Source organism: Delftia sp., from assembly GCF_059499305.1.
Window position 1 is genome coordinate 164,008 of sequence record NZ_JCABYI010000033.1, and the last position, 22,202, is coordinate 186,209.

The following is a 22,202-nucleotide window of genomic DNA, read 5'->3' on the forward strand; positions in this document are numbered from 1 at the left end:
ATCCGCGGGCACTTCTGGGCACAATGGAAATCAGAGTCTTGGTGCATGCCCAGCAGCCCGGAAAAAGGCGGCGCGCATGTGCCTTCCCAGAGTTTCATCCAGGAGTCTCACGATGCGCCACGAATATGAAAACACCCTCAAGACCTTTGCTGCGGCGGGGGGCAAGAAGGGCAAGTTCTTCTCCCTGCCTGAGCTGGCAAGGCAATATCCACAGGTCCGGCGATTGCCCGTGTCGCTGCGCATCGTGCTGGAGTCCGTGCTGCGCAACTGCGATGGCAACAAGGTGACGCGCGAGCATGTGGAGCAACTGGCGAACTGGAAGCCCCAGGCCGAGCGCGTGGACGAGATCCCCTTCGTGGTATCGCGCGTGGTGCTGCAGGATTTCACGGGCGTGCCGCTGCTGGCCGACCTGGCCGCCATGCGCAGCACGGCCGCCAGGCTGGGCAAGAAGCCCAAGTCCATCGAGCCGCTGGTGCCCGTGGATCTGGTGGTGGACCACTCCATCATGGTGGACTACTTCGGCACCAAGAAGGCGCTGGACCTGAACATGAAGCTGGAGTTCCAGCGCAACAAGGAGCGCTACCAGTTCATGAAGTGGGGCATGCAGGCCTTCGACACCTTCGGCGTGGTGCCGCCGGGCTTCGGCATCGTCCACCAGGTGAACCTGGAGTACCTGGCGCGCGGCGTGCACAAGACCAAGGACGGCGTGCATTACCCCGACACCCTGGTGGGCACGGACAGCCACACGACCATGATCAACGGCATCGGCGTGGTGGGCTGGGGCGTGGGCGGCATCGAGGCCGAGGCGGCCATGCTGGGCCAGCCCGTGTACTTCCTCACGCCCGATGTGGTGGGCTTCGAGCTGTCGGGCCAGCTGCGCGAGGGCGTGACGGCCACCGACCTGGTGCTGTCGGTGACCGAGATCCTGCGCCGCGAGAAGGTGGTGGGCAAGTTCGTGGAGTTCTTCGGCGAAGGCACGCGCACCCTGGCGCTGCCCGACCGCGCCACCATCGGCAACATGGCGCCCGAGTACGGCGCCACCATGGGCTTTTTCCCCGTCGATGAAAAGACCATCGACTACTTCAAGGGCACGGGCCGCAGCAAGGCCGAGATCGAGGCCTTCGAGGGCTATTTCCGCGCACAGGAACTGTTTGGCGTGCCGGCCGCCGGCGAGATCGACTACTCGCATGTGGTGCGCCTGGACCTGGGTACGGTGGCGCCCAGCCTGGCCGGACCCAAGCGCCCGCAGGACCGCATCGAGCTGGGCAATGTGTCGTCCAAGTTCGATGAGCTGTTCAGTGCCCCTGCGGCGCACAACGGGTTCAACCAGCCGATCGAACGGCTGGGTCGGAGCTTTCCCGTAGGCGGTGGCGGCGAGGGCGAGGTGGCTCCCGAGACGCCGGCACATCCGCCCGGCGCGCAGCGCTCGCTGGCCGAGATGGAGGCCAACAAGCCCAAGCTGGAGGCCGCCCACAGCGAGGCGCCGGTCGATGCCCCCACGCCGCCCAAGCGCCTGAGCATCGCCAACGGCGACGTGCTGATTGCCGCCATCACCAGCTGCACCAACACCTCCAACCCCAGCGTGATGCTGGCCGCCGGCCTGCTGGCCAAGAAGGCGGTGAAGGCCGGGCTCACGGTGCAGCCGCACATCAAGACCTCTCTGGCGCCGGGCTCGCGCGTGGTGACCGAGTATTTGACCGAGGCCGGCCTGCTGCCCTACCTGGAAAAGCTGGGCTTTGCGCTGGCCGGCTACGGCTGCACCACCTGCATCGGCAACGCGGGCGACCTCACGCCGGAGCTCAATGAGGCCATCACCAGCAACGACCTGGTCTGCGCGGCCGTGCTGTCGGGCAACCGCAACTTCGAGGCGCGCATCCACCCCAACATCAAGGCCAACTTCCTGGCCAGCCCGCCCCTTGTCGTGGCCTATGCCATTGCCGGCACGGTGCGCCGCGACCTGATGACCGAGTCCGTGGGCCAGGGCAAGAACGGCCGTGACATCTACCTGGGAGACATCTGGCCGACCAGCGAAGAGATCCACGCGCTGATGAAGTACGCCATGAACGGCAAGGCCTTCCGCGAGAACTACGAGAAGGTGCGCTCCGAGCCCGGCAAGCTCTGGGAAAAGATCCACGGCGTGACGGGCGCCACCTATACCTGGCCCGAGAGCACCTACATTGCCGAGCCGCCGTTCTTCGACGGCTTCCGGCTTGAGCTGGAAGCGCCTGCCGCCGGTGCTGCCGGCGCCGAAGGCTCCAACCCCTACGTGGTGCACGGCGCGCGCGTGATGGCGCTGTTCGGCGACTCCATCACCACCGACCACATCTCGCCGGCTGGCTCCATAAAGGAAAGCTCGCCCGCAGGCCAGTGGCTGCTGGCCCACGGCGTGCAAAAGGCCGACTTCAACAGCTACGGCTCGCGGCGCGGCAACCATGAGGTGATGATGCGCGGCACCTTTGCCAACGTGCGCATCAAGAACCTGATGATTCCCGCGCAGCCCGATGGCTCGCGCGAGGAGGGCGGCCTGACGCTGTACCGCGACGGCACGGGCCAGGTCACCAAGATGCCCATCTACGACGCGGCCATGAAGTACCAGGCCGAGGGCCGTGCCACCGTGATCTTCGCGGGCGAGGAATACGGCACGGGATCGAGCCGCGACTGGGCCGCCAAGGGCACGCAGCTGCTGGGCATCAAGGCCGTGGTGGCGCGCAGCTTCGAGCGCATCCACCGCTCCAACCTGGTGGGCATGGGCGTGTTGCCGCTGCAGTTCCTGGGCACGGACAGCTGGCAGACCCTGGGCCTGACGGGCGAGGAGTTCGTGGAAGTGATTCCCGCCGCCGACCTGGCACCGCAAAGCGAGGCCCAGCTGGTGATCACGCGTGCCGATGGCAGCAAGCAGACCGTGGTGGTCAAGCTGCGCATCGACACGCCCATCGAGGTGGACTATTACAAGCACGGCGGCATCCTGCCGTACGTTCTCAGGCAGCTCCTGGAATGAAGTTGGACCCCCTGAGCCGCTATGCGGCTTCCCCCTGCAAGGGGGACGACACCCTGGCGGCGGGGCGGCCCTTGCTCGGTGTCCCTCGCTTCTGGGTCACGCCGGTTTTGGACAGAGTGAACTGAGCAAAGGTGTGGCGTTTAGGGCTGCTGTCCCAGCCTGCCCACGCTGTCGCGCAGGTGGGCCAGCAGCGATTCGACCAGGGGCTGCACATGGCCCGGGTGCCACATGGCCTGCATCTGCGACTGCGGGTGCCGGCCCTGGATGGGCACGAAGGCCAGCCCCGGGAAGCCCACGCGCTGCAGGCAGGCCGGCACCAGGGACACGCCCTGGCCCAGCGACACCATGGACAGCACCGACAGCCAGTGCCGCACCTCGTGGTGCAGCTCGGGGGTGAAGCCCTCGCTCTGGCAGATCTGCCAGATCTGCTGGTGGTAGTCGGGCGAGACCTGGCGCGAGAACAGCACCATGCGCTCGCCCGCCAGCTGGCGCACCTGCAGCCTGCGCTGGCCGGCCAGCGCGTGGCTGTCCGGCAGGCAGGCCATGAACGGCTCGCTCACCAGGGTGTGTGATTGCAGGCCTGGTGCGGGGCGCGTGGCGTGCAGCAGGCCCAGGTCCAGCCGCTCCTGCTGCAGGGAGGCGATCTGCTCTGCGCTGTTGAGCTCCAGCATGTCGATGCGCACCAGCGGGTGCCGGGCGCGAAAGCTCTCCAGCGCCTCGGGCAGCCCGCGGTAGATGGCCGAACCCACAAAGCCCAGCCGGATGCGGCCCTGCACGCCGTCGGCGATGGCGCGCATGTCCTGGCGCACGCGCTGGGCCTGTTCCATGATGTCCTGGGCCTGCACGCGCAGATGCTTGCCGGCGGTCGTGAGCCGCACCTCCTTGCTGGTGCGCTCGAACAGCTGGGCGCCCAACTCCTCCTCCAGCTGGCGGATGGCCACGCTCAGCGGCGGCTGGGAGATGGACAGGCGCTGGGCTGCGCGGCTGAAGTGCAGCTCCTCGGCCAGCACCAGAAAGTACCTCAGTTGTCTCAGCTCCATGGCGTTCTATCCGGTTTGACTATTGATCAATACGTTATCGATATTTGACTCGAATAGGACTGTTTCCAAGAATGGGGGCATCCCCAAGACCCGGAGCCCATGCGCCCGGGCCCGGTTCCCGCACAGGAGACAGACCATGAACCCCGAACCGCAGGCGCTGGCCGCCATGCAGTCTTCCCCCGCCCAGGCTTTCCAGGCCGTGCCCGACCGCCACGGCAGCAACCTGTACACCACCGATTCGCAGTTGCAGCCCCTGCTGGCGCTGTACCTGCCGCCCGAGGTGAACGCGCATCTGCAGCCCTATCTGGAGCGCATGGGCGCGCTGGCCGGCCGCGAGATCGATGAATGGGCGCTGACCGCCGACCGCAATCCGCCCGAGCTGGAGCACCGCGACCGCACGGGGCGCGATGCGCAGCGCATCGTCAAGCATCCGGCCTATGTGGAGATGGAGCGCGTGGCCTATGGCGAGTTCGGCCTGGCCGTCATGTCGCACCGCACGGGCGTGCTGGGCTGGGATGGCAAGCTGCCGCCGCTGGCCAAGTACGCGCTGACCTATCTGTTCGTACAGGCCGAGTTCGGCCTGTGCTGCCCGCTGTCCATGACGGACTCGCTGGCGCGCACGCTGCGCAAGTACGGCGAGCCGGCCCTGGTCGAGAAGTACTGGCCGCGCATGACGCAGCTGCGCTTCGAGGACCAGGCCCAGGGCGCCATGTTCATGACCGAGCAGGCTGCCGGCTCCGACATCTCCAACACCCAGACGCTGGCCCGCCCGGCCGCCGACGGCAGCTGGCGCCTGTCGGGCGACAAGTGGTTCTGCTCCAACCCCGATGCCGACTTCGCCATGGTGCTGGCGCGCGTGGAAGGCGCGCCGGCGGGCATGAAGGGCATCTCGCTGTTCCTGCTGCCGCGCCGGCTGGACGATGGCTCGGCCAACCACTACCGCATCGTGCGCCTCAAGCACAAGCTGGGCACGCGCTCCATGGCCAGCGGCGAGATCGTGCTCGACGGCGCCGTCGCCTACCTGGTGGGCGAGCAGGGCCGCGGCTTCGTGCAAATGGCCGACATGGTGAACAACTCGCGCCTGTCCAACGGCGTGCGCTCGGCCGGGCTGATGCGCCGCGCCGTGGCCGAGGCCGAGTACGTGGCGCGCGAGCGCCGCGCCTTCGGCAAGGCCCTGCAGGACATGCCGCTGATGCAGCGCCAGCTCGACAAGCTGCGCATCTACTCCGAGCAGGCCCGCACCATGGTGCTGCAGACGGCCCAGGCGCTGCAGCGTTCGGACGCAGGCGAAGACGGCGCCTACGCGCTGCTGCGCATCCTCACGCCCATGATCAAGTTCCGCGCCTGCCGCGACGCGCGCAAGGTCACGGGCGATGCCATGGAAGTGCGCGGCGGATGCGGCTACATCGAGGAGTGGAGCGACCCGCGCCTGGTGCGCGACTCCCACCTGGGATCGATCTGGGAAGGCACCAGCAACATCGTGGCGCTGGACGTGATCCGCGCCATCAAGCGCGAAGGCTCGCTGCCCGTGCTGCGCGACCACGCGGCCCAGTTGCTGGCCCAGACCGAGGCGGCCACGGACTTCAAGGCCGCGCTGTCGGCCAGCATGGACAAGGCTGCGGCCCTGGCCCTGCGCGCAGCGGAGGAGGGCGGTGACCGCCTGGCGCGCGCCGCCGCCTCGGGCCTGTACCACTGCTTCACGGCCACGGCCATGGCCTGGGAGGCCTCGTGCACCGGCAGCGCCGAGCGCATGCGCTGGGCCCAGCTGGTGCTGCTGCACCGCGTGCTGCCGCGCGACCCGCTGGCGGCAGGCGACCTGCCCGAAGGCTGGACACGCTGAGCCCATCGACCGCACCGACCCAGAACACACATCCCGTCCACAGGGATGACCACACAAGTACCGGAGACAAACACCATGCCTTGCACTGACCCGAAGCCGTCCTTCCAGAAACGCCGATTCCTGTGCGCCTGTGCGCTCGCCGCCACCGCCGCTCTGCCGGCCGCCGCACTGGCCGAGCGCTTTCCCGAGCGGCCCATCAGCTTCGTCGTTCCCTTCCCGCCCGGCGGGCCCACGGACGCCATGGCCCGCACGCTGGCGATATCGCTGACCGAGACGCTGGGCCAGAGCGTGATCGTGGAGAACAAGGCCGGTGCGGGCGGCAACATCGGCGCCGACTTCGTGGCCCGCGCCAGGCCGGACGGCTACACCATCATGTTCGGCACCTCGGGGCCGTTGGCCATCAACAAGCACCTGTACCGCAAGATCAACTACGACCCGCAGACCAGCTTCGCGCCCATCATCCGCGTGGGCCACCTGCCCAATGTGCTGGTGGTCAACCCGGCGACCAAGGCCACCACCGTGCAGGAGCTGATTGCCCAGGACAAGGCCAAGCCGGGCAGCCTGGACTATGCGTCCTCGGGCAACGGCGCCTCCTCGCACCTGGCGGGCGTGCTGTTCAACAAGATGGCCGGCACCTCGCTGCAGCACATCCCCTACAAGGGCACGGGCCCGGCGCTCAACGACCTGCTGGCGGGGCAGGTGAACATGACCTTCACCGACATCCTCACCGCCATGCCCTACATCAAGGCCAACAAGTTCAAGGCCATTGGCGTGGCCACGGAAAAGCGCTCCCAGGCCATGCCCGATATTCCCACCATCGCCGAGCAGGGCCTGCCCGGCTACGACGTGAGCGTGTTCTTCGGCGTGGTGGCACCGGCCGGCATGCCGGCCGACCGCATCGAGACGCTGAACGCGGCCTTCCGCAAGGCCCTGGGCAGCGAGCGCATCCGCAAGACCTTTGCCGACCAGGGGCTGGAGCCGGCATCGGATCTGTCGCCAGCAGGGCTGTCGACCTTCATCGCGCAGGAAGTGACCAAGTGGAAGGCCGTGGTCGATGCCTCCGGCGCGAAGCTCGACTGACGAGAGTATCCCCATGAACACAAATAGACGCGCGGGAGCGCTCCAGGGCATCCGTGTCCTCGACCTCTCCCGCATTCTTGGCGGCCCGCTGTGCGGCCAGATCCTGGGCGACCACGGCGCCGACGTGCTCAAGGTGGAGCCGCCGCAGGGCGACGATACGCGCGCCTGGGGGCCGCCGTTCCAGGACGGAGTGTCCTCCTACTACCGGGGCCTGAACCGCAACAAGCGGCTGCAGTTCCTGGACCTGTCCCAGCCCGAAGGCCAGCAGGCCGTGCTGGCGCTGATGGAGCAGGCCGACGTGGTGGTGGAGAACTTCAAGATCGGCACCATGGAAAAGTGGGGCATTGGCTGGGAGCAGGTGCGCGAGCGCTTTCCGCGCCTCATCTGGTGCCGCGTCAGCGGCTTCGGAGCCGATGGTCCGCTGGGTGCCTGGCCCGGCTATGACGCGGCCATCCAGGCCATGACGGGGCTGATGAGCGTCAACGGCGAGGCCGGCGGCGATCCGCTGCGCGTGGGCCTGCCCGTGGTGGACATGGTCACGGGCATGAACGGCGTCATCGGCGTGCTGCTGGCGCTGCAGGAGCGCCAGCGCAGCGGCCTGGGCCAGCTGGTCGATGTCTCGCTGTACGACAGCGGCATCTCGCTGCTGCACCCGCATGCGGGCAACTGGTTCATGAGCGGCAGGACGCCAGGGCGCTCGGGCAACGCCCATCCCAACATCTATCCCTACGACAGCTTTGCCACGGGCACCACGCCGGTCTTCCTGGCCGTGGGCAACGACCGCCAGTTCCGCCTGCTGTGCGAGCACCTGGGATGCCCGCAACTGGTGGCCGACGAGCGCTTTGCCACGGCCGGCCAGCGCTCGCACCACCGCGATGCGCTCAAGCCGCTGCTGGAGCAGGCCCTGCAGTCCTGCGACGGCCCCGCCCTGGCCGATGCGCTGATGGCCATCGGCGTGCCCGCCGCGCCCGTGCTGGGCGTGGACGCGGCGCTCAACCACCCGCATACCCTGCACCGCGAGATGGTGGTGGAGATGGAGGGCGGCTACCGGGGCCTGGGCGCGCCCGTCAAGCTCAGCCGCACGCCGGCCAGCTACCGGCATGCGCCGTTGGCCGAGGGCGACAGTTTCGAGTGATTTGCGTGGTGCGCTCAGGGCACGATGGGGCGCAGTTGCGCATCGGCCATGCCCACCAGCAGCGCACGCCCGTCGGGCTCCACGCGGAACTCGCCGTAGCGGGCCTGCTCCCAGCGCTGGCCATCGCCTTCGCGGAAGTACCAGGCATCGGTCACCAGCGTCCACCGGCCGCCGCGCGGGGTGAGTTCAAAGCGCTGCTCGCCGGGCGCCAGCGGCTCGCTGGCCGTGCCGGTGCGCAGCCACTGCACCACGCCCTGCTCATCGAGCTTGCCGATGGCGTAGAGGCGTCCGCTGCGCAGGTTCTCTTTCTCCACGTCCCTGTCCTCGGAAGGCAGGCGGAAGTTCAGGCGCATGTAGTCGCCCTGCATCAGGGAGCGCGGGTCCACCGGCGCCAGTTCCACGAAAACCTTGCGGCCCTGGGCGATGGTGCGCTCCTTCTGCGCAATGCCGATATTGGCCACCGCCAGCGTGCAGGCCGCCGTCAGCACCACCAGCCACGGCGCCCAGCGCAGCAGGGGCGCCGCGCCCGATGCGGCGGCGGTCTCCGCGCTGCCCGGCAGGACTGCGGCGCGCGGCCCTGCCCAGGCCAGCAGGCCCAGCAAGGCGCCGCAGCCGGCCAGCACCAGGGCCTTGGTGGCCAGTGGCCAGGCCAGCTGGTAGTAGAAGCTGCCCACGATCCAGGCCGCAGCCAGGGCGGCCGCTGCGGCCTGCCGCCAGCGGCCGCTGGTGCCGGTCACCGCCAGCGCCAGCAGGCAGGCGCCCAGCCAGGGCAGAAAGGCACTCAGCACGGCCAGCACCACGGCAGCCACGGCGGCGCGCGGCTGCCGCAGCGTGGGCCATGCGCGCTGGGCGAACCAGGCGGCTGCCAGGGCCAGCACGGCCGAGCCGGCCTGCGTCAGAACGCCCATGGAGATGTTTGGGGCGGCTTCCTGCGCCAGCTCGCCCGCCAGGCCGCCGCCCAGCACGCCGGCCACCATGAAGCTCCTGCCGGACAGAAAGGCCAGGCCAGCCAGCACCGCCAGCAGCCAGCCCGTGGCAAAGGGCTCCAGCGCCGCCGCCATGCGGGTCTGTGCCGCAGACTGCCCCAGCGCGCGCCACTGGGCTGCCAGCAGCAGCATCCAGAGCAGCAGCGCCGCATGCACGATGACCCAGGTCGGCAGGCCTGCGTACAGGGTGGATGGATCGTTGTCCGGCCAGAGCATGGTGCAAAACAGCAGCGCGCAGGCGGCGCCCAGCAGCACGCGCAGCCAGGGCCTTGCAATGGCGGCCGTGCAGGCCAGCGCAATGGCCAGGCCTATCGCGGCCGCAGCCTGCCCCGACAGGTCGCGCGCCAGGCCAAAGCCCAGCAGGCCGGCGCCGGTCAGCATGGCAGGCAGGGCCAGCTGCTCCAGGAAGACGGGCAGCTCCTCGGCGCGCAGCACGGCCACGGCTGCGGCCAGCATCATGGCGCCGATCACATAGGTGCCGGCGCCGCGCTCTATCCAGTCGGACAGGGCAAACGCAAACAGAATCAGCAAGGGAAGAAGGGCCAGCCAGGCGCCCAGCGCCGTGAGCAGCACCACCGCCCAATGGCGGTCGTTGGCGGCAGGGCGGCGGTCCTGCAAGGCGGCAGGCGGCAGGATGCCCTGGTCCACGGCCTGGCGCAGCAGGGTGTCGTGTTCGTGGCTCATTGAAGGCCTCCTTCCGCGTTGCGTGACATTCGAAGCACCAGGCTGACCGTGGCCGCCAGCAGGCACGCAGCGCCCAGGCCGACGAGCAGCAGCATGCCCGTGAAGTCCGCCCCCAGTTTTTCCAGCAGCAGATAGACCAGGCCGCACACCAGCAGCACGTTCAGGCCCAGCGCCGCACCGCTGAGCAGGAAGATGTCGAAATGCCTGCGCAGGCCCGCCAGCGCCGCCGCGCCTGCCAGCAGCACCAGCCCCAGCGGGTACTGCGGCGCCACCGTGCTGTGGAACAGCCCGCTGATGGCGGTGGAGGTGATCATCGCCAGCGCCAGCGCGCCCGCGCCGCGCAAGGCCCACAGCCCCGCGCCCGTGAAGCGCCGCAGGGCCGGTGCCATGACTGCGGTGACGGCAAGGGCGGCGCCCAGGGCCACGGCATGCACGCCCAGGTCGCGCGACTCCACCTCCCAGAACTGCGGCGTATGGGCCTGCGCCCACAGCGCGATGCCCGTCATGGCAACCACCACCCAGGGCACCCAGACGCCATCGCTGCGCGCCGCCAGGGCCAGCGGCAGGGTCAGCGCTGCCCACAGCGCAAACAGCTGCCAGGGGTCCGCTCCCGTCTGGTAGGTCTGCCCGAAAAAGGCGAACAGCGCACCCGTGCCCAGCAGCGCCAGCACGGACAGCGGCACGCGCGCCGCCGCGCGCCATGCCGCGCCAAGACACATCACGAGCACGAAGCCCTGCAGCAGGGCAAAGCGCTGCATGCGGCCCATGCTCTCCCAATTGGCGGCAATCCACAGCACGATGCCCAGCCCGCCCAGCGCCGCGCCCAGCAAGGCCACCACGGGCCACAGGCGGGTTCTGAGGGCGGCCGGTTCCTGCTCGAATCCCGCCAGTGCAAACAGCTGCACGGCGGCCTTGCGGTCCAGGCCATGCTGGCGGACAAGCTCATGCAATAAGGGGCGCAGGTTCATGGTGTGGATGTTCCTTGGCTTGAAGATGCGGATGCCCGACTTTGCCAGAACCTGTCCGGGATGGATTGCAACGCGGCAGCCCGGTGCCGGTGCAACCTGCTATCTTCCTCCCACTCTCCGGAACACTGCCGCCATGCATCCTGCGCCTGCCCCTTTTTGCCGACCTCGCATGTACCCCGCCAAGCCGCTGGCATGCCCTTTGAACGCAACGGCGTTGCTGGCGCCATGAAGCGCGGCGCCGACCTCGACGATTTCGACGACCCGGTCGAATGGACGCCGGTCACACGCCCTGCCGCCATCGCGCTGACGGCTTTCGGCGCCTGGATCATCTGGGGCCACTTCTTCAGCGAGGACCGCTGGCTGATGCTGCTGGACAACGCCAACCTCGCGCTGCACGAGGCCGGGCACCCGCTGGTGGCCCTGTTCTCGCAGCATCTCTCGGTCTACGGCGGCACGCTGTTCCAGTTGCTGTTCCCCGCCCTGTTCATGCGCCATTTCCGCAGGCAGGGCGAGCGCACGGGCTGGATCGCCTCGCTGATGTGGTTGGGCGAGAACCTGATGAACGTGGCCCGCTACATGAAGGACGCGCGCGCCCAGGTCCTGCCGCTGGTGGGCGGCGGCGACCATGACTGGACGGAGATCTTCAGCCGCTGGGGCGTGCTCCAGGCCGATGTGCGCATCGGCACGCTGACGTCGCTGCTGGGGCTGTGCCTGGTGGCGTGGGGGTTGCGGCTGGCGGTGCCGCGTCTTCGTGCTCCCCAGGCCTGAAGCTCCATCTGATACGGTCGAATTCACCGCATCTGCTGCTACCCGCGGAGCAGGGCGCTGGGCATAGTCCAGGCAGTCCCCGGCAATTCATGACAAGCCCGCATCACGGGCGCACCGGCCGGGGCGAAGGCCCCGCATGTCAGAACGACCGAAACCGCTTCCCGATGAAACCGCCGCAGCCCCCCGGCCGCGGCCCGCGCCGCGCAAGGTGATTCCCATCGCCGACGCCAGCGCGGATTCCCCGCTGTTCGAGTCACGCCGCAAGATCCAGCCGCGCTCCATCTCGGGGCGCTTCGCCAACTGGCGCTGGGCCATGGTCTGGCTCACGCAGCTGTTCTTCTACGGCATACCCTGGCTGCAGATCCACGGCCGGCAGGCCCTGCTGTTCGACCTGGAGCAGCGGCGCTTCTACATCTTCGGCTGGCTGCTGTATCCGCAGGATTTCATCTACCTGGCCGTGCTGCTCATCGTCTCGGCGCTGGCGCTGTTCCTGTTCACCACGGTGGCGGGGAGGCTGTGGTGCGGATTTTCCTGCCCGCAGACGGTCTACACCGAGCTGTTCATGTGGGTGGAGCGCCGGCTGGAGGGCGACCGCAGCGCACGCCTGCGCCTGGATGCCAGCGGCTGGGGTCCGGAGAAGATCGCGCGGCGTGGCGGCAAGCATGCGCTGTGGCTGCTGATTGCGCTGTGGACGGGGCTGACCTTCGTGGGCTACTTCGTGCCCATCCGCAGCCTGCTGCCCGAGGTGCTGGCGCTGACCGGCGCATGGCAGATCTTCTGGGTGCTGTTCTATGCGCTGGCCACCTACGGCAACGCGGGCTTCCTGCGCGAGCAGGTCTGCAAGCACATGTGCCCCTATGCGCGCTTCCAGAGCGCCATGTTCGACAAGGACACCCTGGTCGTCACCTACGACGCCGCACGCGGCGAATCGCGCGGCCCGCGCCACAAGGGCGTGGACTACCGGGCCCAGGGCCTGGGCGACTGCATCGACTGCACGCTGTGCGTGCAGGTCTGCCCGGTGGGCATCGACATACGCGACGGCCTGCAGTACGAGTGCATCGGCTGCGGCCTGTGCATCGACGCCTGCAACAGCGTCATGGACCGCATGCACTACCCGCGCGGGCTGATCCGCCTGTCCACGCAGAACGGCGTGGCCCGGGGCTGGCGCCAGAGCGAGCTGGTGCGCCGCATCTTGCGCCCGCGCGTGCTCATCTACGGCACGGCGCTGGTGGCCATCTCCACGGCCATGGTGGCCAGCCTGGCGCTGCGCACGCCGCTGAAGGTGGACGTGGTGCGCGACCGGGGCACGCTGTCGCGCATCGTGGCCGGCGGCCAGATCGAGAACATCTACCGCGTGCAGATCGGCAATGCCACGGAGCAGGACCAGCGCTATGTGCTGTCGGCCTCGGGCATCGAAGGCCTGCGCGTGGCTTCGGAGACCGAGGTGGACGTGGGCGCGGCCCAGGACCGCTGGGTCGTGGTGCGGCTGCAGGCGCCCTATGGCGCGGCCGGCCCTGGCTCGCACGGCGTGGAGATCACGGCCACGGCGGTAGGGGACCCGGCGCTTTCCAAGCAGGCGCACAGCACGTTCCTGGTGCCGCGCTGAAGGGCCAGTTGGATGGATTGATTCAGGAGTACAGCGCAGTTGTTGTGCACGATGCCTGGTCCGCTGCAGCGCGGGCTGGCATCGGTTTTGAGGCCCCGGAAGTTTGTTCCGGGGCCTTTTTTTATCGTGTCTTCCCGACAAGGCGGACAAGCGGGCTGGCAGTCAGGCCAAGGAGAAACGACAGGGGCTTGAATGAGGCAGGCACGAGGCAGCACTTCAAATTCGCAGGCTCTACCCTGTGGTGATATGTATGAAGGTGAAATGCATACCCGTAACGGGTATAGTTGGGAGGCTGGCATGGCGCGCGTTCTCAAACGCAAGGACTTTTCCCGATGGCAGGCGAGCGAGAAACTGCCCGATACCGCGCTGTGCAAGGCGGTCAGGGAGATGGAAAGAGGGCTGATCGACGCGGACCTGGGGGGCTTTCTCTACAAGAAGCGGGTGGCGCGTCCAGGCGCGGGCAAGAGTGGGGGTTATCGAACGCTGTTGTCGGCACGAATCGGCAACCGATACATCTTCCTGCATGGTTTCACCAAGAACGACAAGGCGAACATCACACAGGAAGAACAGAGGGCTTTGAGGTTTGCAGGCAAGCTGTTACTGGACCTGTCCACCCAGGCCTTGTCGGCGGCCTTGCAGTCAGGCGTTTTGTTGGAGGTGCATTGTGAGCAAGATCATTGAATCCCTGCGCGGCGATCTGGCTGCGCTGTACGAAGCGGGCGCCATCGACAAGGTGACGATGCGCGAGTTCGACGCGATCTGTCCTCCCCCGGTGCGGGAGTTCGAGGCGGCCGACATCAAACAGCTGCGCGAGACTTTGAAGTTCAGCCAACCGGTGTTTGCGCTGCATTTGCACACCACGGCTTCCACGGTGCGCAAATGGGAGCAGGGCGAAACCCGTCCCGCCGGACCGGCGCTCAAGCTGCTCAACGTCATCGCCGACAAAGGCCTTCAGGCCATCCTCTGAGCCGGGGCGACACAAGGGTGGTATGCGGGCGACTCCCGGGCGACACGATCTGGTGTAAATGCTCATAGGGAAATCCGCAGACCCCGCTATGGTGGGCGGCTGTTTTCCGTCCCGCGTATGAACAAGAAACCTGCCTCCCCCGACAACGTCTTTTCCGAATCCAGCGCCTCCGCATCGCTGGCCGCCTCCACCACCACAACCAGCACCACCGGCAGCAGCCCGGCAGCGGCCACGCCCACGCCCACGCCTTTTCGCTCCGCCCTGATCCGCTCCGGCACCATCCGTGCCACCACGCGCAGCTTCCTGCATGCCCTGGGCCAGGACGACGAAGACATAGAGCGCCCGCACATCGGCGTGTTCCACACGGGCGGGGAGATGAGCCCCTGCAACCTCAACCTGCGCGACCAGGCCCAGCATGCCAAGACCGGCATCTATGCCGGGGGCGGTACGCCGCATGAATGCCCGGTGGTGTCGGTCAGCGACGGGCTGACCATGGCGCATTCGGGCATGCGGTTTTCGCTGGTCTCGCGCGAGTTGATCGCCGACAGCGTGGAGGCCTCGGTGCGCGGCCACCAGTGGGATGGCATCTTCGCCATCGGCGCCTGCGACAAGAACCTGCCGGGGCTGATGATGGGCATGGTGCGCTGCAATGTGCCCAGCGTCTTCGTGCATGGCGGCTCGGCCCTGCCGGGGCAGGCGCCCGGCGTGCACGGGCGCGACCTGAATGTGGTCGATACCTACGAGACCATCGGCCAGGTGCTGGCCGGCACCGCCACGGCGCAGGACCTGGAGGCCATGAGCCGCGCCTGCCTGCCCACGGCCGGCGCCTGCGCAGGCCAGTTCACGGCCAACACCATGGGCATGGTGAGCGAGGCGCTGGGCCTGGCGCCCATCGGCTCCAGCATGGTGCCCGCCGTGTTCAGCGAGCGCGCACCGCTGATGCGCCGCGCCGCGCGCCAGCTCATGCAGGCCGTGTGGGCCAGCGCCGAAGGCGGCGGCCCGCTGCCGCGCGACATCATCACGCGCCGGGCGCTGGAGAATGCCTGCGCCGTGGTCAGCGCCACGGGCGGATCGACCAATGCCGCCCTGCACCTGCCGGCCATCGCGCACGAGGCCGGCATCCGCTTCCACCTGGACGACGTGGCCGAGATCTTCGCGCGCACGCCGCTGATCGCCGACCTGCGTCCCGGCGGGCGCTTCCTGGCGCGCGACGTGTACTACATCGGCGGCGCCGGCGTGATCCTGCGCACGCTGATGGAGCAGGGCTTTGTCCACGGCGATGCGCTCACCTTCACGGGCCGCACCCTGGCCGAAGAACTGGCCGATGCCGCGCCGCCCGATGGCGAGGTGGTGCGCACGCCTGGCAACCCCATCACGCGCGACGGTGGCCTGACCGTGCTCAAGGGCAACCTCTGCCCCGATGGCGCGTTGCTGAAGACGGCCGGCCTCAAGACCCTGGTGCACCGGGGCCCCGCGCGCGTCTTCGAGTCCGAGGAACAGGCCCAGGCCGCCGTGCAGGCCATGCAGTACGCGGCCGGCGATGTCATCGTCATCCGCAACGAAGGCCCGCGCGGCAGCCCCGGCATGCGCGAGATGCTGGGCATCACGGCGCTGCTGTATGGCCAGGGCATGGGCGACAAGGTGGCCCTGCTGACCGATGGGCGCTTCTCTGGTGCCACGCGCGGCCTGTGCATCGGCTACGCAGGCCCCGAGGCCGCCGACAACGGCCCCATTGCCGCGCTGCGCGACGGCGACCTCATTGCCATCGACGCCCGCGCCGATGCGCGCAGCATCACGGTGGAAATCGGCGAGGCCGAACTGGCCGCACGCCTGGAACAATCGGCCGCCGCGCGCCGCCAGGCCCCGCCGCTGGGCGGCGTGCTGGAAAAATACGCGCTCACCGTGCGCCCGGCCCACCAGGGCGCGGTCACGCATTCGGGCCAGGTGGTCTGGCTGCGCGACGACAGTTGAAGCCGCCGGGCTGGCACGCATTTCCCCGCTGTTCCCCCACTGTTTTTTCAGAGTTTCAATTTCAACCGGAGACATACGCATGAACATCGACCGCCGCCAATGGCTGGGCACCGCTGGAGCGGGTGCGCTGCTGGCCAGCCTGGGCCAGCAGGCCTGGGCGCAGGCCCAGGGCCCCATCGAGACCCTGAACATCATCACCGGCTTCGCGGCCGGAGGCACCTCGGACGCCATCTGCCGCCGCGTGGGCACCAAGCTGTCGGGCTATGCCAAGACCGCCGTGGTGGAAAACCGCACCGGCGCGGGCGGGCAGATCGCCATCAGCTACGTCAAGGGCCGGCCCGCAGACGGCGCCACCTTGCTGCAGACGCCCACGTCCATGCTGTCCATCTACCCGCACATCTACAAGAAGCTGCCCTATGACCCGGTGGCCGACCTGGCGCCAGTCACCGTGGGCTGCATCTTCGACTTCGGCTTTGCCGTCGGCCCCGCCGTGCCCGCCAGCGTGACCACGGTGCCCGAATTCTTCGCCTGGGCCAAGGCCAACCCCGCAGGCGCCAACTTCGGCTCGCCTGCGCCCGGCTCCACGCCGCACTTCATCGGCGCCCTGCTGGGCCAGCATGCCGGCGTGGACTTCAAGCACGCCGGCTACCGCGGCACCCAGCCGGCGCTGCTGGACATGCTGGGCGGCAACGTCTCCGCCGTCTGCGGCCCCGTGGGCGACATGCTGCAGCACCTGGCCGGCGGCAAGATGCGCATCCTGGGCGTCAGCGGCGCCAAGCGCAGCCGCTTCGCACCCCAGGTGCCCACGCTGGTGGAGCAGGGCTACAAGGACATGGCGCACAGCGAATGGTTTGCCTTCTTCGTGCCAGCCAAGACCCCCGCCGAGACCGTGCAGCGCCTGAACGGCCACATGCGCAAGGCCCTGGCCACGCCCGACGTGGTGGACAGCCTGGCCACCTTCGGCCTGGATGCCCAATCCTCCACCCCCGCCGAACTGGCCGCGCTGCTGCAGTCCGAACTCGCCAAATGGGGCCCCATCGTCAAGCGCGTGGGATTCACAGCGGAAGGCTAAAAAGAACAAAATGGGCCGAGCGAAGCGACGGCCCGCTCCATGCCCACTCCCCACTCCCCGTATGTCAGCGCAGGTTACCCGCAGCAAAGCGGAGGGTCGCGGACATTCGGGTCGCCTGCTTTGATCTGACCTTTCTTGGCGAATCAAGAAAGGGCAGTCGGCCGCCGGGCCGAGACCCGGCCTCAGAAAAATACCACCCGGCAGGGTCAAAAACAGACCCACGTAAACCAAAGCCTCAGAACGGCAACGTCCCCTGCACATACAACGTCCGAGGCATCCCCACATACTTGCCCCCGTTGTTGTCCGTAGACCGCGTGTAGTACCTGCGATCAAACAGATTCTTGACCCCCACGGCCACCCGCAGATTGCCCAGCGACTTGCCAAAGTCATAGCCCGCACGCAGGCCCACGGTCGCAAACCCGGGAATATCACCCAGCCGCCCCGCAGCATCTTCCTGCGTCACATACTGCGTGCCCGACCCCGGAGAGCGCTGCTTCGATTGCGCGGCCAGGTCCGCATTCAGCGTCCACTGCCCCAGCGCATAGCGCGCCCACAGCTGGCCCGTGTGGCGCGAGTACAGCGGCAGGTCGCGCCCCGCGAAATCGCCGGCGCGCGAGACGGCCTCGGTATAGGTATAGGACACACCCGCCGTCAGCCCCTTGAGCGCGGCATTCCACTGGCCCAGGTCGTAGCGCAGCGAGGACTCGATGCCGCGGTGGCGCGTGGCGCCCAGGTCGGTCCAGATGCCGTCCACGCCCACGCGGGTCAGCAGCAGTTCCTTGTCGAAGTCGATGTTGAACAGCGTCAGCTCGGCGTTCAGCGCCGGGCTGTTGTAGTGCGTGCCCACCTCATAGGTCTTGGCCGATTCGGGATGCAGGCCGCGCTCGGTCTGGGCCAGCTGCGCATACTGCTGCGGTCCGAAGGACTTGCCCGCGTTGGCGAACAGCGACCACTGCGCATTCATGCGGTAGAGCACGGACAGCGTGGGCAGGAGCTCGCGTGCCTCGGCCTTGGGGAACAGCTGGCTGGTGACGGTGCTGCCGTCGGCGCCCAGGTTGCTGACGTTGTTGAAGGAGTTGATGCGTTCGTAGCGCACGCCGGGGGTGATGGTCCAGTTGCCGATGTCGATGCGGTCATCGATGTAGAAGGCATGGGCCGTGGTGCCGCCCTGGCTGGTCTGGTAGGGCGTGATCGGCAGGGCCATGGCGTTGGCCATGGTGGCGGGGTTGTAGTAGGCGGTGCGCAGCGCGACCTCGGAACTGCTTTCCTTGAGGTAGCGGTAGCCCACGCTGACTTCCTGCACCACGGAGCCGGTCTCGAACAGGCGCGAGTAGCGCGGCTCGATGCCGAAGTAGTGGTAGCTGCGCGGCGCGGCGGTCAGGCGGCGCTGGTTGGCGTTGTCCTGCTCGATGTGGCTGCCGCGGAACGAGTCCACGTAGTAGCCCAGCACCTCGAAGTTGTTGCGCCCGTCCTTGTGGTTGTACTTGAACGAGGCATCGGTGCGGCGGCCGTCGAAGCTGTCGTAGGAGCGCGTGGACTGGAACGGGTCGGCCGCGTACTGCGCCGTGGTCAGGCCGCCGGGCATGCGGCCCGAGCCCTCGAAGTGGTGCAGCGACACGGCGATGTCGTCCTGGGCCGAGATGCGGTAGGCGCCCTTGAGCAGGATGTCGTCGATATCGGTCTTGTCATTGCCTGCGCGCCAGCCGTCGCCATGCGTGCCCGAGTACAGCAGGGCCAGGCCCAGGCCGGATTCGCTGGTGCCGCCCACGAAGAGGCTGGGCGTGGTCTTGGCATTGCCGCCGTGGCTGTAGAACTCGGTGCCCACCGAGGCCTCGGCCGCGAAGGTCTTGGGAATGGCGCGCGTGACGAAGTTGATGATGCCGCCCACGTTCTGGGGGCCGTAGCGCACCGAGCCCGCGCCGCGGATCACGTCCACCGACTCCAGGTTGCCCAGCGAGACGGGCGCCAGCGACAGCTGGGGCTGGCCGTAGGGCGCGTAGGAGACGGGCACGCCGTCCATCAGCACATACGAGCGCGGCGACAGGCGTGCCGTCAGGCCGCGCACGCCGATGTTCAGCGACACATCGCTGCCGCCCGTGCCGTTGCTGTCCTGCACCTGCACGCCGGGCACCAGGCGCAGCACGTCGCGCAGGCTGGAGGAGCCGGTTTCCTCGATGCGCGCCCGTTCGACGATGGTGCGCGCGCCGGCATGGTCCAGCACCTTTTCCTCGGTGGGGTTGTCCAGCCAGTTGCCCGTGACGGTGATGGCGGACAGGCCGGCCTCGGGTGCGGTGGTCGCGGGGGATGGCGCCTGTGCCGACGCCTGCAGCGACAGCAGGGCGGCGGCGACAGCGGCCGCGCAGCGTGTGAGCGTGGCGCAGTGATTGCTGGAAACCATGGAAAACTTCCTTTGTGCCTCTGGGAATGGTGCAGCGCTGAAGGGTCGGCTGGCAGGCTGCAGGACGCGTGGCGGCGGGCGAGGCGGAAGCAGGAGACAAGGACCGGTCAGCATGTATGGCGGCAATGCCGGTTCGGTGCGCGAGTCTAAATGAGAATCATCCAGCCGGCACCAGGCTGGCAGCAGCTGCGCGGGGTCGCGTTGCCCGGGCGCTACAGCGCAGCAGGTGCCTCCAGCGCAGCGGGCGCTTACCCTGCTGCTTTTGCTGCGGGAAGGGACTGCATTGCGCGGGCCAGCTCGCCCAGCGTGGCCAGGGCCTGCCTGGTCTCGTCGCTCCAGTCATGGCCGTAGTTCAGCCGCAGGCAATGGCCGAAGGCCTGCGAGGCCGAGAAGATCGGCCCCGGCGCCACGCTGATGCCGCGCGCCAGCGCTGCGCGGTGCAGGGCCAGCGCATCGCAGTACGGCGGCAGCTCTATCCACATGAAGTAGCCGCCCTCGGGCCGCGTGGCCCGCGTGCCTTGCGGAAAGTGGCGGGCAATGGCCGATGCCATGTGGTCCCGCTGCAGGGCCAGGCTCTGGCGCAGGCGGCGCAGGTGGCGGTCCACGCCACCGCTTTCCAGGTAGTCGGCCAGCGCCTGCTGGCTGGGGGCATTGGTGGCCAGCGTGGTGGTGAGCTTTTGCCGCGCCACGGCGCGCGTGAAGCGGCCCGGAGCGGTCCAGCCCACGCGCCAGCCGGGCGCCAGGCACTTGGAGAACGAGGCGCAGTGCAGCACCCAGCCCTCGGTGTCGAAGGCCTTGGCCGGTGGCGGGCGGTGTTCGCCAAAGTACAGCTCGCCGTAGACATCGTCCTCGATCAGCGGCAGCTGGTGGCGCGTGGCCAGTTCCACCAGGGCCTTCTTGCGCGCCTCGGGCATCAGGCTGCCCAGCGGATTCTGGAAGCTGGTCATCAACCAGATGGCCTGGGGCCGGTGGCGCTGCACGGCGGTCTCCAGCGCGGCCAGGTCCATGCCTTCGCCGGGATGCGTGGGCACCTCGATGGCGGACAGCCCCATGCGCTCCAGAGCCTGCAGCGCGCCATAGAAGCAGGGCGATTCGATGACCACGGCGCCACCGGGCCGCGTGACGGCGGCCAGACACAGGTTCAGTGCCTCCAGCGCGCCATTGGTGATGACCAGGTCGGACGGTGACAGTGCCAGACCGTCGGCCAGGTAGCGCCGCGCGATCTGGCGTCGCAATGCCATGCTGCCGGGCGTGAGGTCGTCGAGGGCGCTGCGCGGATCGGCCTGGCGCGCGGCGCGGGCCAGGGCCTGGCCCAGGCGCTGCAGCGGGAACAGGCGCGGCGAGGGAAAGGCCGAGCCCAGCGGCACGACATCGCGGTCCATGGACGATTCCAGAACCTCGAACACCCGCTCGCTCACATCGACCACGGCAAAGCGCTCGCCCGGGGGGGCCGACAGCTGCGTGGGCTCGGGCGGGGCGCTGTGCGGCCGCGCCGCGACGAAGTAGCCCGAGCGCTCGCGCGCGCGCACCAGGCCGCGTGCCTCCAGCAGATAGTAGGCCTGGAACACCGTGGAGGCGCTGACGCCGCGCCGCTCGCTGGTGTGACGCACGGAGGGCAGCTTGTCGCCCGCGCGCAGCACGCCTGCGGCGATGGAGGCCTCGATATCGTCGGCCAGTTCCTGGTAGCGCGTCATGCCTGGGGAGGTCGCGGCCCGGGGATCAGCCCTGTTCGGCCAGCAGTTCCTGCAAGGCCTTGATCTGCTGGCGCAGGCGCTCGTTCTCGGCTTCAAGTTCGTTCACGCGCTGCTGCAGTTCCTCGGGCGAGGCGGTCACGGCCGCACCTTCGCCGTCAGCAGCGTCGGCTTCGGGCTTGGCGGCCTTGGGCTTTTTCTTGGCATCGCGCACGCGCTTGGCGGCCTGCTTGAGTTCGTCGGCGCCGGCGGCGGCCACGGCCTGCTGCTCATCCACGGGCAGGCTGGCGACCACGGCGGCGGTGCTCAGCGAGATGTCGCCCGAGCGCACGGCGGCCACCACTTCGGGCGCGGCCTTTTGCTGGATGGTCTCGATCAGCTTGACCTGGCTGCTGGACAGGCGGGCCACGCGGGCCAGGGCCTCGCGCGTGTCCAGGGCCTCATCGGGCACCTTGGCCACGCTGGCCAGGGCGGCGGCGACCACGGGGTCGGTCTCACCTTCCCAGGGCGCTTCGCCTTCGGGCTGGGCCGGCGCCTCGGCCTTGGCCGCCATCACGGCGGCGGCAGCGGCCGAGCGGCGGGCCGCAATGATCTCGCGCTTGCGCAGCGCCAGCACGCCGCGCTGGAAGTCGGACACGCTGCGGCGGCCCAGGTGCTGGTCGATCATCCACAGGTGCACGTCATCCATGTTCTTGAACTGCGTGGCCTGGATGGTGTTGAAGGGCAGGCCGTGCTTTTGGCAGATGGCGTAGCGGTTGTGGCCGTCGATGAGCAGGTCGTTCCAGAGCACGAGCGCATCGCGGCAGCCCTCGGCCAGGATGCTGCGCTCCAGCGCGTCGAGTTCATCGGGGGTCAGCGGGTCGATGTAGGCCTTGAGTTCTTCGTTGACGACGATGTCCATGGCAGTGCAGAAATGAGGAATGAAAGAAAAAGGCGCCCGCTCCAGGCCATTGCGGCAATGGACCTGGACGGCCGCCAAGAAGAAAAACTGGAAGCAG

At 68.5% G+C, this 22,202-nt stretch carries 16 protein-coding genes; 10 read left to right on the forward strand and 6 right to left on the reverse strand.

Features of this window, described 5'->3' with window-relative positions; translation table 11 throughout:
* Positions 1–112: 112 nt before the first annotated feature.
* Positions 113–2,998, forward strand: coding sequence for an aconitate hydratase (locus AC5I49_RS24045; RefSeq protein ID WP_495790005.1), 2,886 nt, complete (start codon positions 113–115; stop codon positions 2,996–2,998).
* A 140-nt stretch (positions 2,999–3,138) separates the two neighbouring features.
* Here the strand turns inward: AC5I49_RS24045 and AC5I49_RS24050 are convergent, their stop codons facing one another.
* Entirely contained in the window at positions 3,139–4,038 is a 900-nt protein-coding gene (locus tag AC5I49_RS24050; RefSeq protein ID WP_495790006.1) for a LysR substrate-binding domain-containing protein, read from the reverse strand.
* Between the two features lie 136 nt (positions 4,039–4,174).
* On the opposite strand from AC5I49_RS24050, the gene AC5I49_RS24055 reads away from it, so the two are divergent.
* The 3 genes from AC5I49_RS24055 (at position 4,175) to AC5I49_RS24065 (ending at position 8,093) form a co-directional block, all read left to right on the forward strand.
* Positions 4,175–5,878, forward strand: a complete 1,704-nt coding sequence (locus AC5I49_RS24055) for an acyl-CoA dehydrogenase family protein (protein ID WP_445610310.1) — start codon at positions 4,175–4,177, stop codon at positions 5,876–5,878.
* Positions 5,879–5,953: 75 nt separating this feature from the next.
* Positions 5,954–6,958, forward strand: a complete 1,005-nt coding sequence (locus AC5I49_RS24060; protein ID WP_495790007.1) for a Bug family tripartite tricarboxylate transporter substrate binding protein — start codon at positions 5,954–5,956, stop codon at positions 6,956–6,958.
* A gap of 13 nt (positions 6,959–6,971) precedes the next feature.
* Entirely contained in the window at positions 6,972–8,093 is a 1,122-nt protein-coding gene (locus AC5I49_RS24065) for a CaiB/BaiF CoA transferase family protein (protein ID WP_473210622.1), read from the forward strand.
* Positions 8,094–8,107: 14 nt separating this feature from the next.
* On the opposite strand, the gene AC5I49_RS24070 is transcribed toward AC5I49_RS24065, so the two are convergent.
* Positions 8,108–9,763 carry a GDYXXLXY domain-containing protein gene (locus AC5I49_RS24070; RefSeq protein WP_495790008.1) on the reverse strand — a complete coding sequence of 552 codons (1,656 nt, stop codon included), beginning with the start codon at positions 9,761–9,763 and terminating at the stop codon, positions 8,108–8,110.
* The gene (locus AC5I49_RS24075; RefSeq protein ID WP_016453918.1) at positions 9,760–10,731 is read right to left on the reverse strand and encodes a DUF2157 domain-containing protein; all 972 of its coding nucleotides are present in this window, start codon (positions 10,729–10,731) and stop codon (positions 9,760–9,762) included. Before AC5I49_RS24075 ends, AC5I49_RS24070 begins: the two co-directional genes overlap by 4 nt.
* 192 nt (positions 10,732–10,923) lie before the next feature.
* Between AC5I49_RS24075 and AC5I49_RS24080 the strand changes: the two genes are divergently transcribed.
* The 6 genes from AC5I49_RS24080 (at position 10,924) to AC5I49_RS24105 (ending at position 17,115) form a co-directional block, all read left to right on the forward strand.
* Positions 10,924–11,499: a hypothetical protein gene (locus AC5I49_RS24080; protein WP_495790009.1), complete on the forward strand. Its 576-nt coding sequence runs from the start codon at positions 10,924–10,926 to the stop codon at positions 11,497–11,499.
* Positions 11,500–11,635: 136 nt separating this feature from the next.
* Positions 11,636–13,105: a cytochrome c oxidase accessory protein CcoG gene (gene ccoG / locus AC5I49_RS24085; protein WP_495790010.1), complete on the forward strand. Its 1,470-nt coding sequence runs from the start codon at positions 11,636–11,638 to the stop codon at positions 13,103–13,105.
* Between the two features lie 297 nt (positions 13,106–13,402).
* Positions 13,403–13,786, forward strand: coding sequence for a type II toxin-antitoxin system RelE/ParE family toxin (locus AC5I49_RS24090; protein WP_495790011.1), 384 nt, complete (start codon positions 13,403–13,405; stop codon positions 13,784–13,786).
* Positions 13,770–14,072, forward strand: a complete 303-nt coding sequence (locus AC5I49_RS24095) for a helix-turn-helix domain-containing protein (RefSeq protein WP_016450218.1) — start codon at positions 13,770–13,772, stop codon at positions 14,070–14,072. The genes AC5I49_RS24090 and AC5I49_RS24095 overlap by 17 nt, the downstream gene beginning before the upstream one ends.
* Before the next feature lie 117 nt (positions 14,073–14,189).
* Positions 14,190–16,043: a dihydroxy-acid dehydratase gene (ilvD, locus tag AC5I49_RS24100; RefSeq protein ID WP_495790012.1), complete on the forward strand. Its 1,854-nt coding sequence runs from the start codon at positions 14,190–14,192 to the stop codon at positions 16,041–16,043.
* Positions 16,044–16,122: 79 nt separating this feature from the next.
* Positions 16,123–17,115 (forward strand): Bug family tripartite tricarboxylate transporter substrate binding protein, encoded by a 993-nt coding sequence (locus AC5I49_RS24105; RefSeq protein ID WP_012204371.1) that lies wholly within the window; start codon positions 16,123–16,125, stop codon positions 17,113–17,115.
* Between the two features lie 235 nt (positions 17,116–17,350).
* Here AC5I49_RS24105 and AC5I49_RS24110 read toward each other — a convergent pair whose 3' ends face one another.
* From AC5I49_RS24110 to AC5I49_RS24120, 3 genes are all read right to left on the reverse strand, one after another.
* Positions 17,351–19,513: a TonB-dependent receptor family protein gene (locus AC5I49_RS24110; RefSeq protein ID WP_495790013.1), complete on the reverse strand. Its 2,163-nt coding sequence runs from the start codon at positions 19,511–19,513 to the stop codon at positions 17,351–17,353.
* Positions 19,514–19,761: 248 nt separating this feature from the next.
* Positions 19,762–21,207, reverse strand: a complete 1,446-nt coding sequence (locus AC5I49_RS24115; protein WP_495790014.1) for an aminotransferase-like domain-containing protein — start codon at positions 21,205–21,207, stop codon at positions 19,762–19,764.
* Positions 21,208–21,232: 25 nt separating this feature from the next.
* Positions 21,233–22,105 (reverse strand): hypothetical protein, encoded by an 873-nt coding sequence (locus AC5I49_RS24120; RefSeq protein ID WP_016450446.1) that lies wholly within the window; start codon positions 22,103–22,105, stop codon positions 21,233–21,235.
* Between the last annotated feature and the right edge of the window lie 97 nt (positions 22,106–22,202).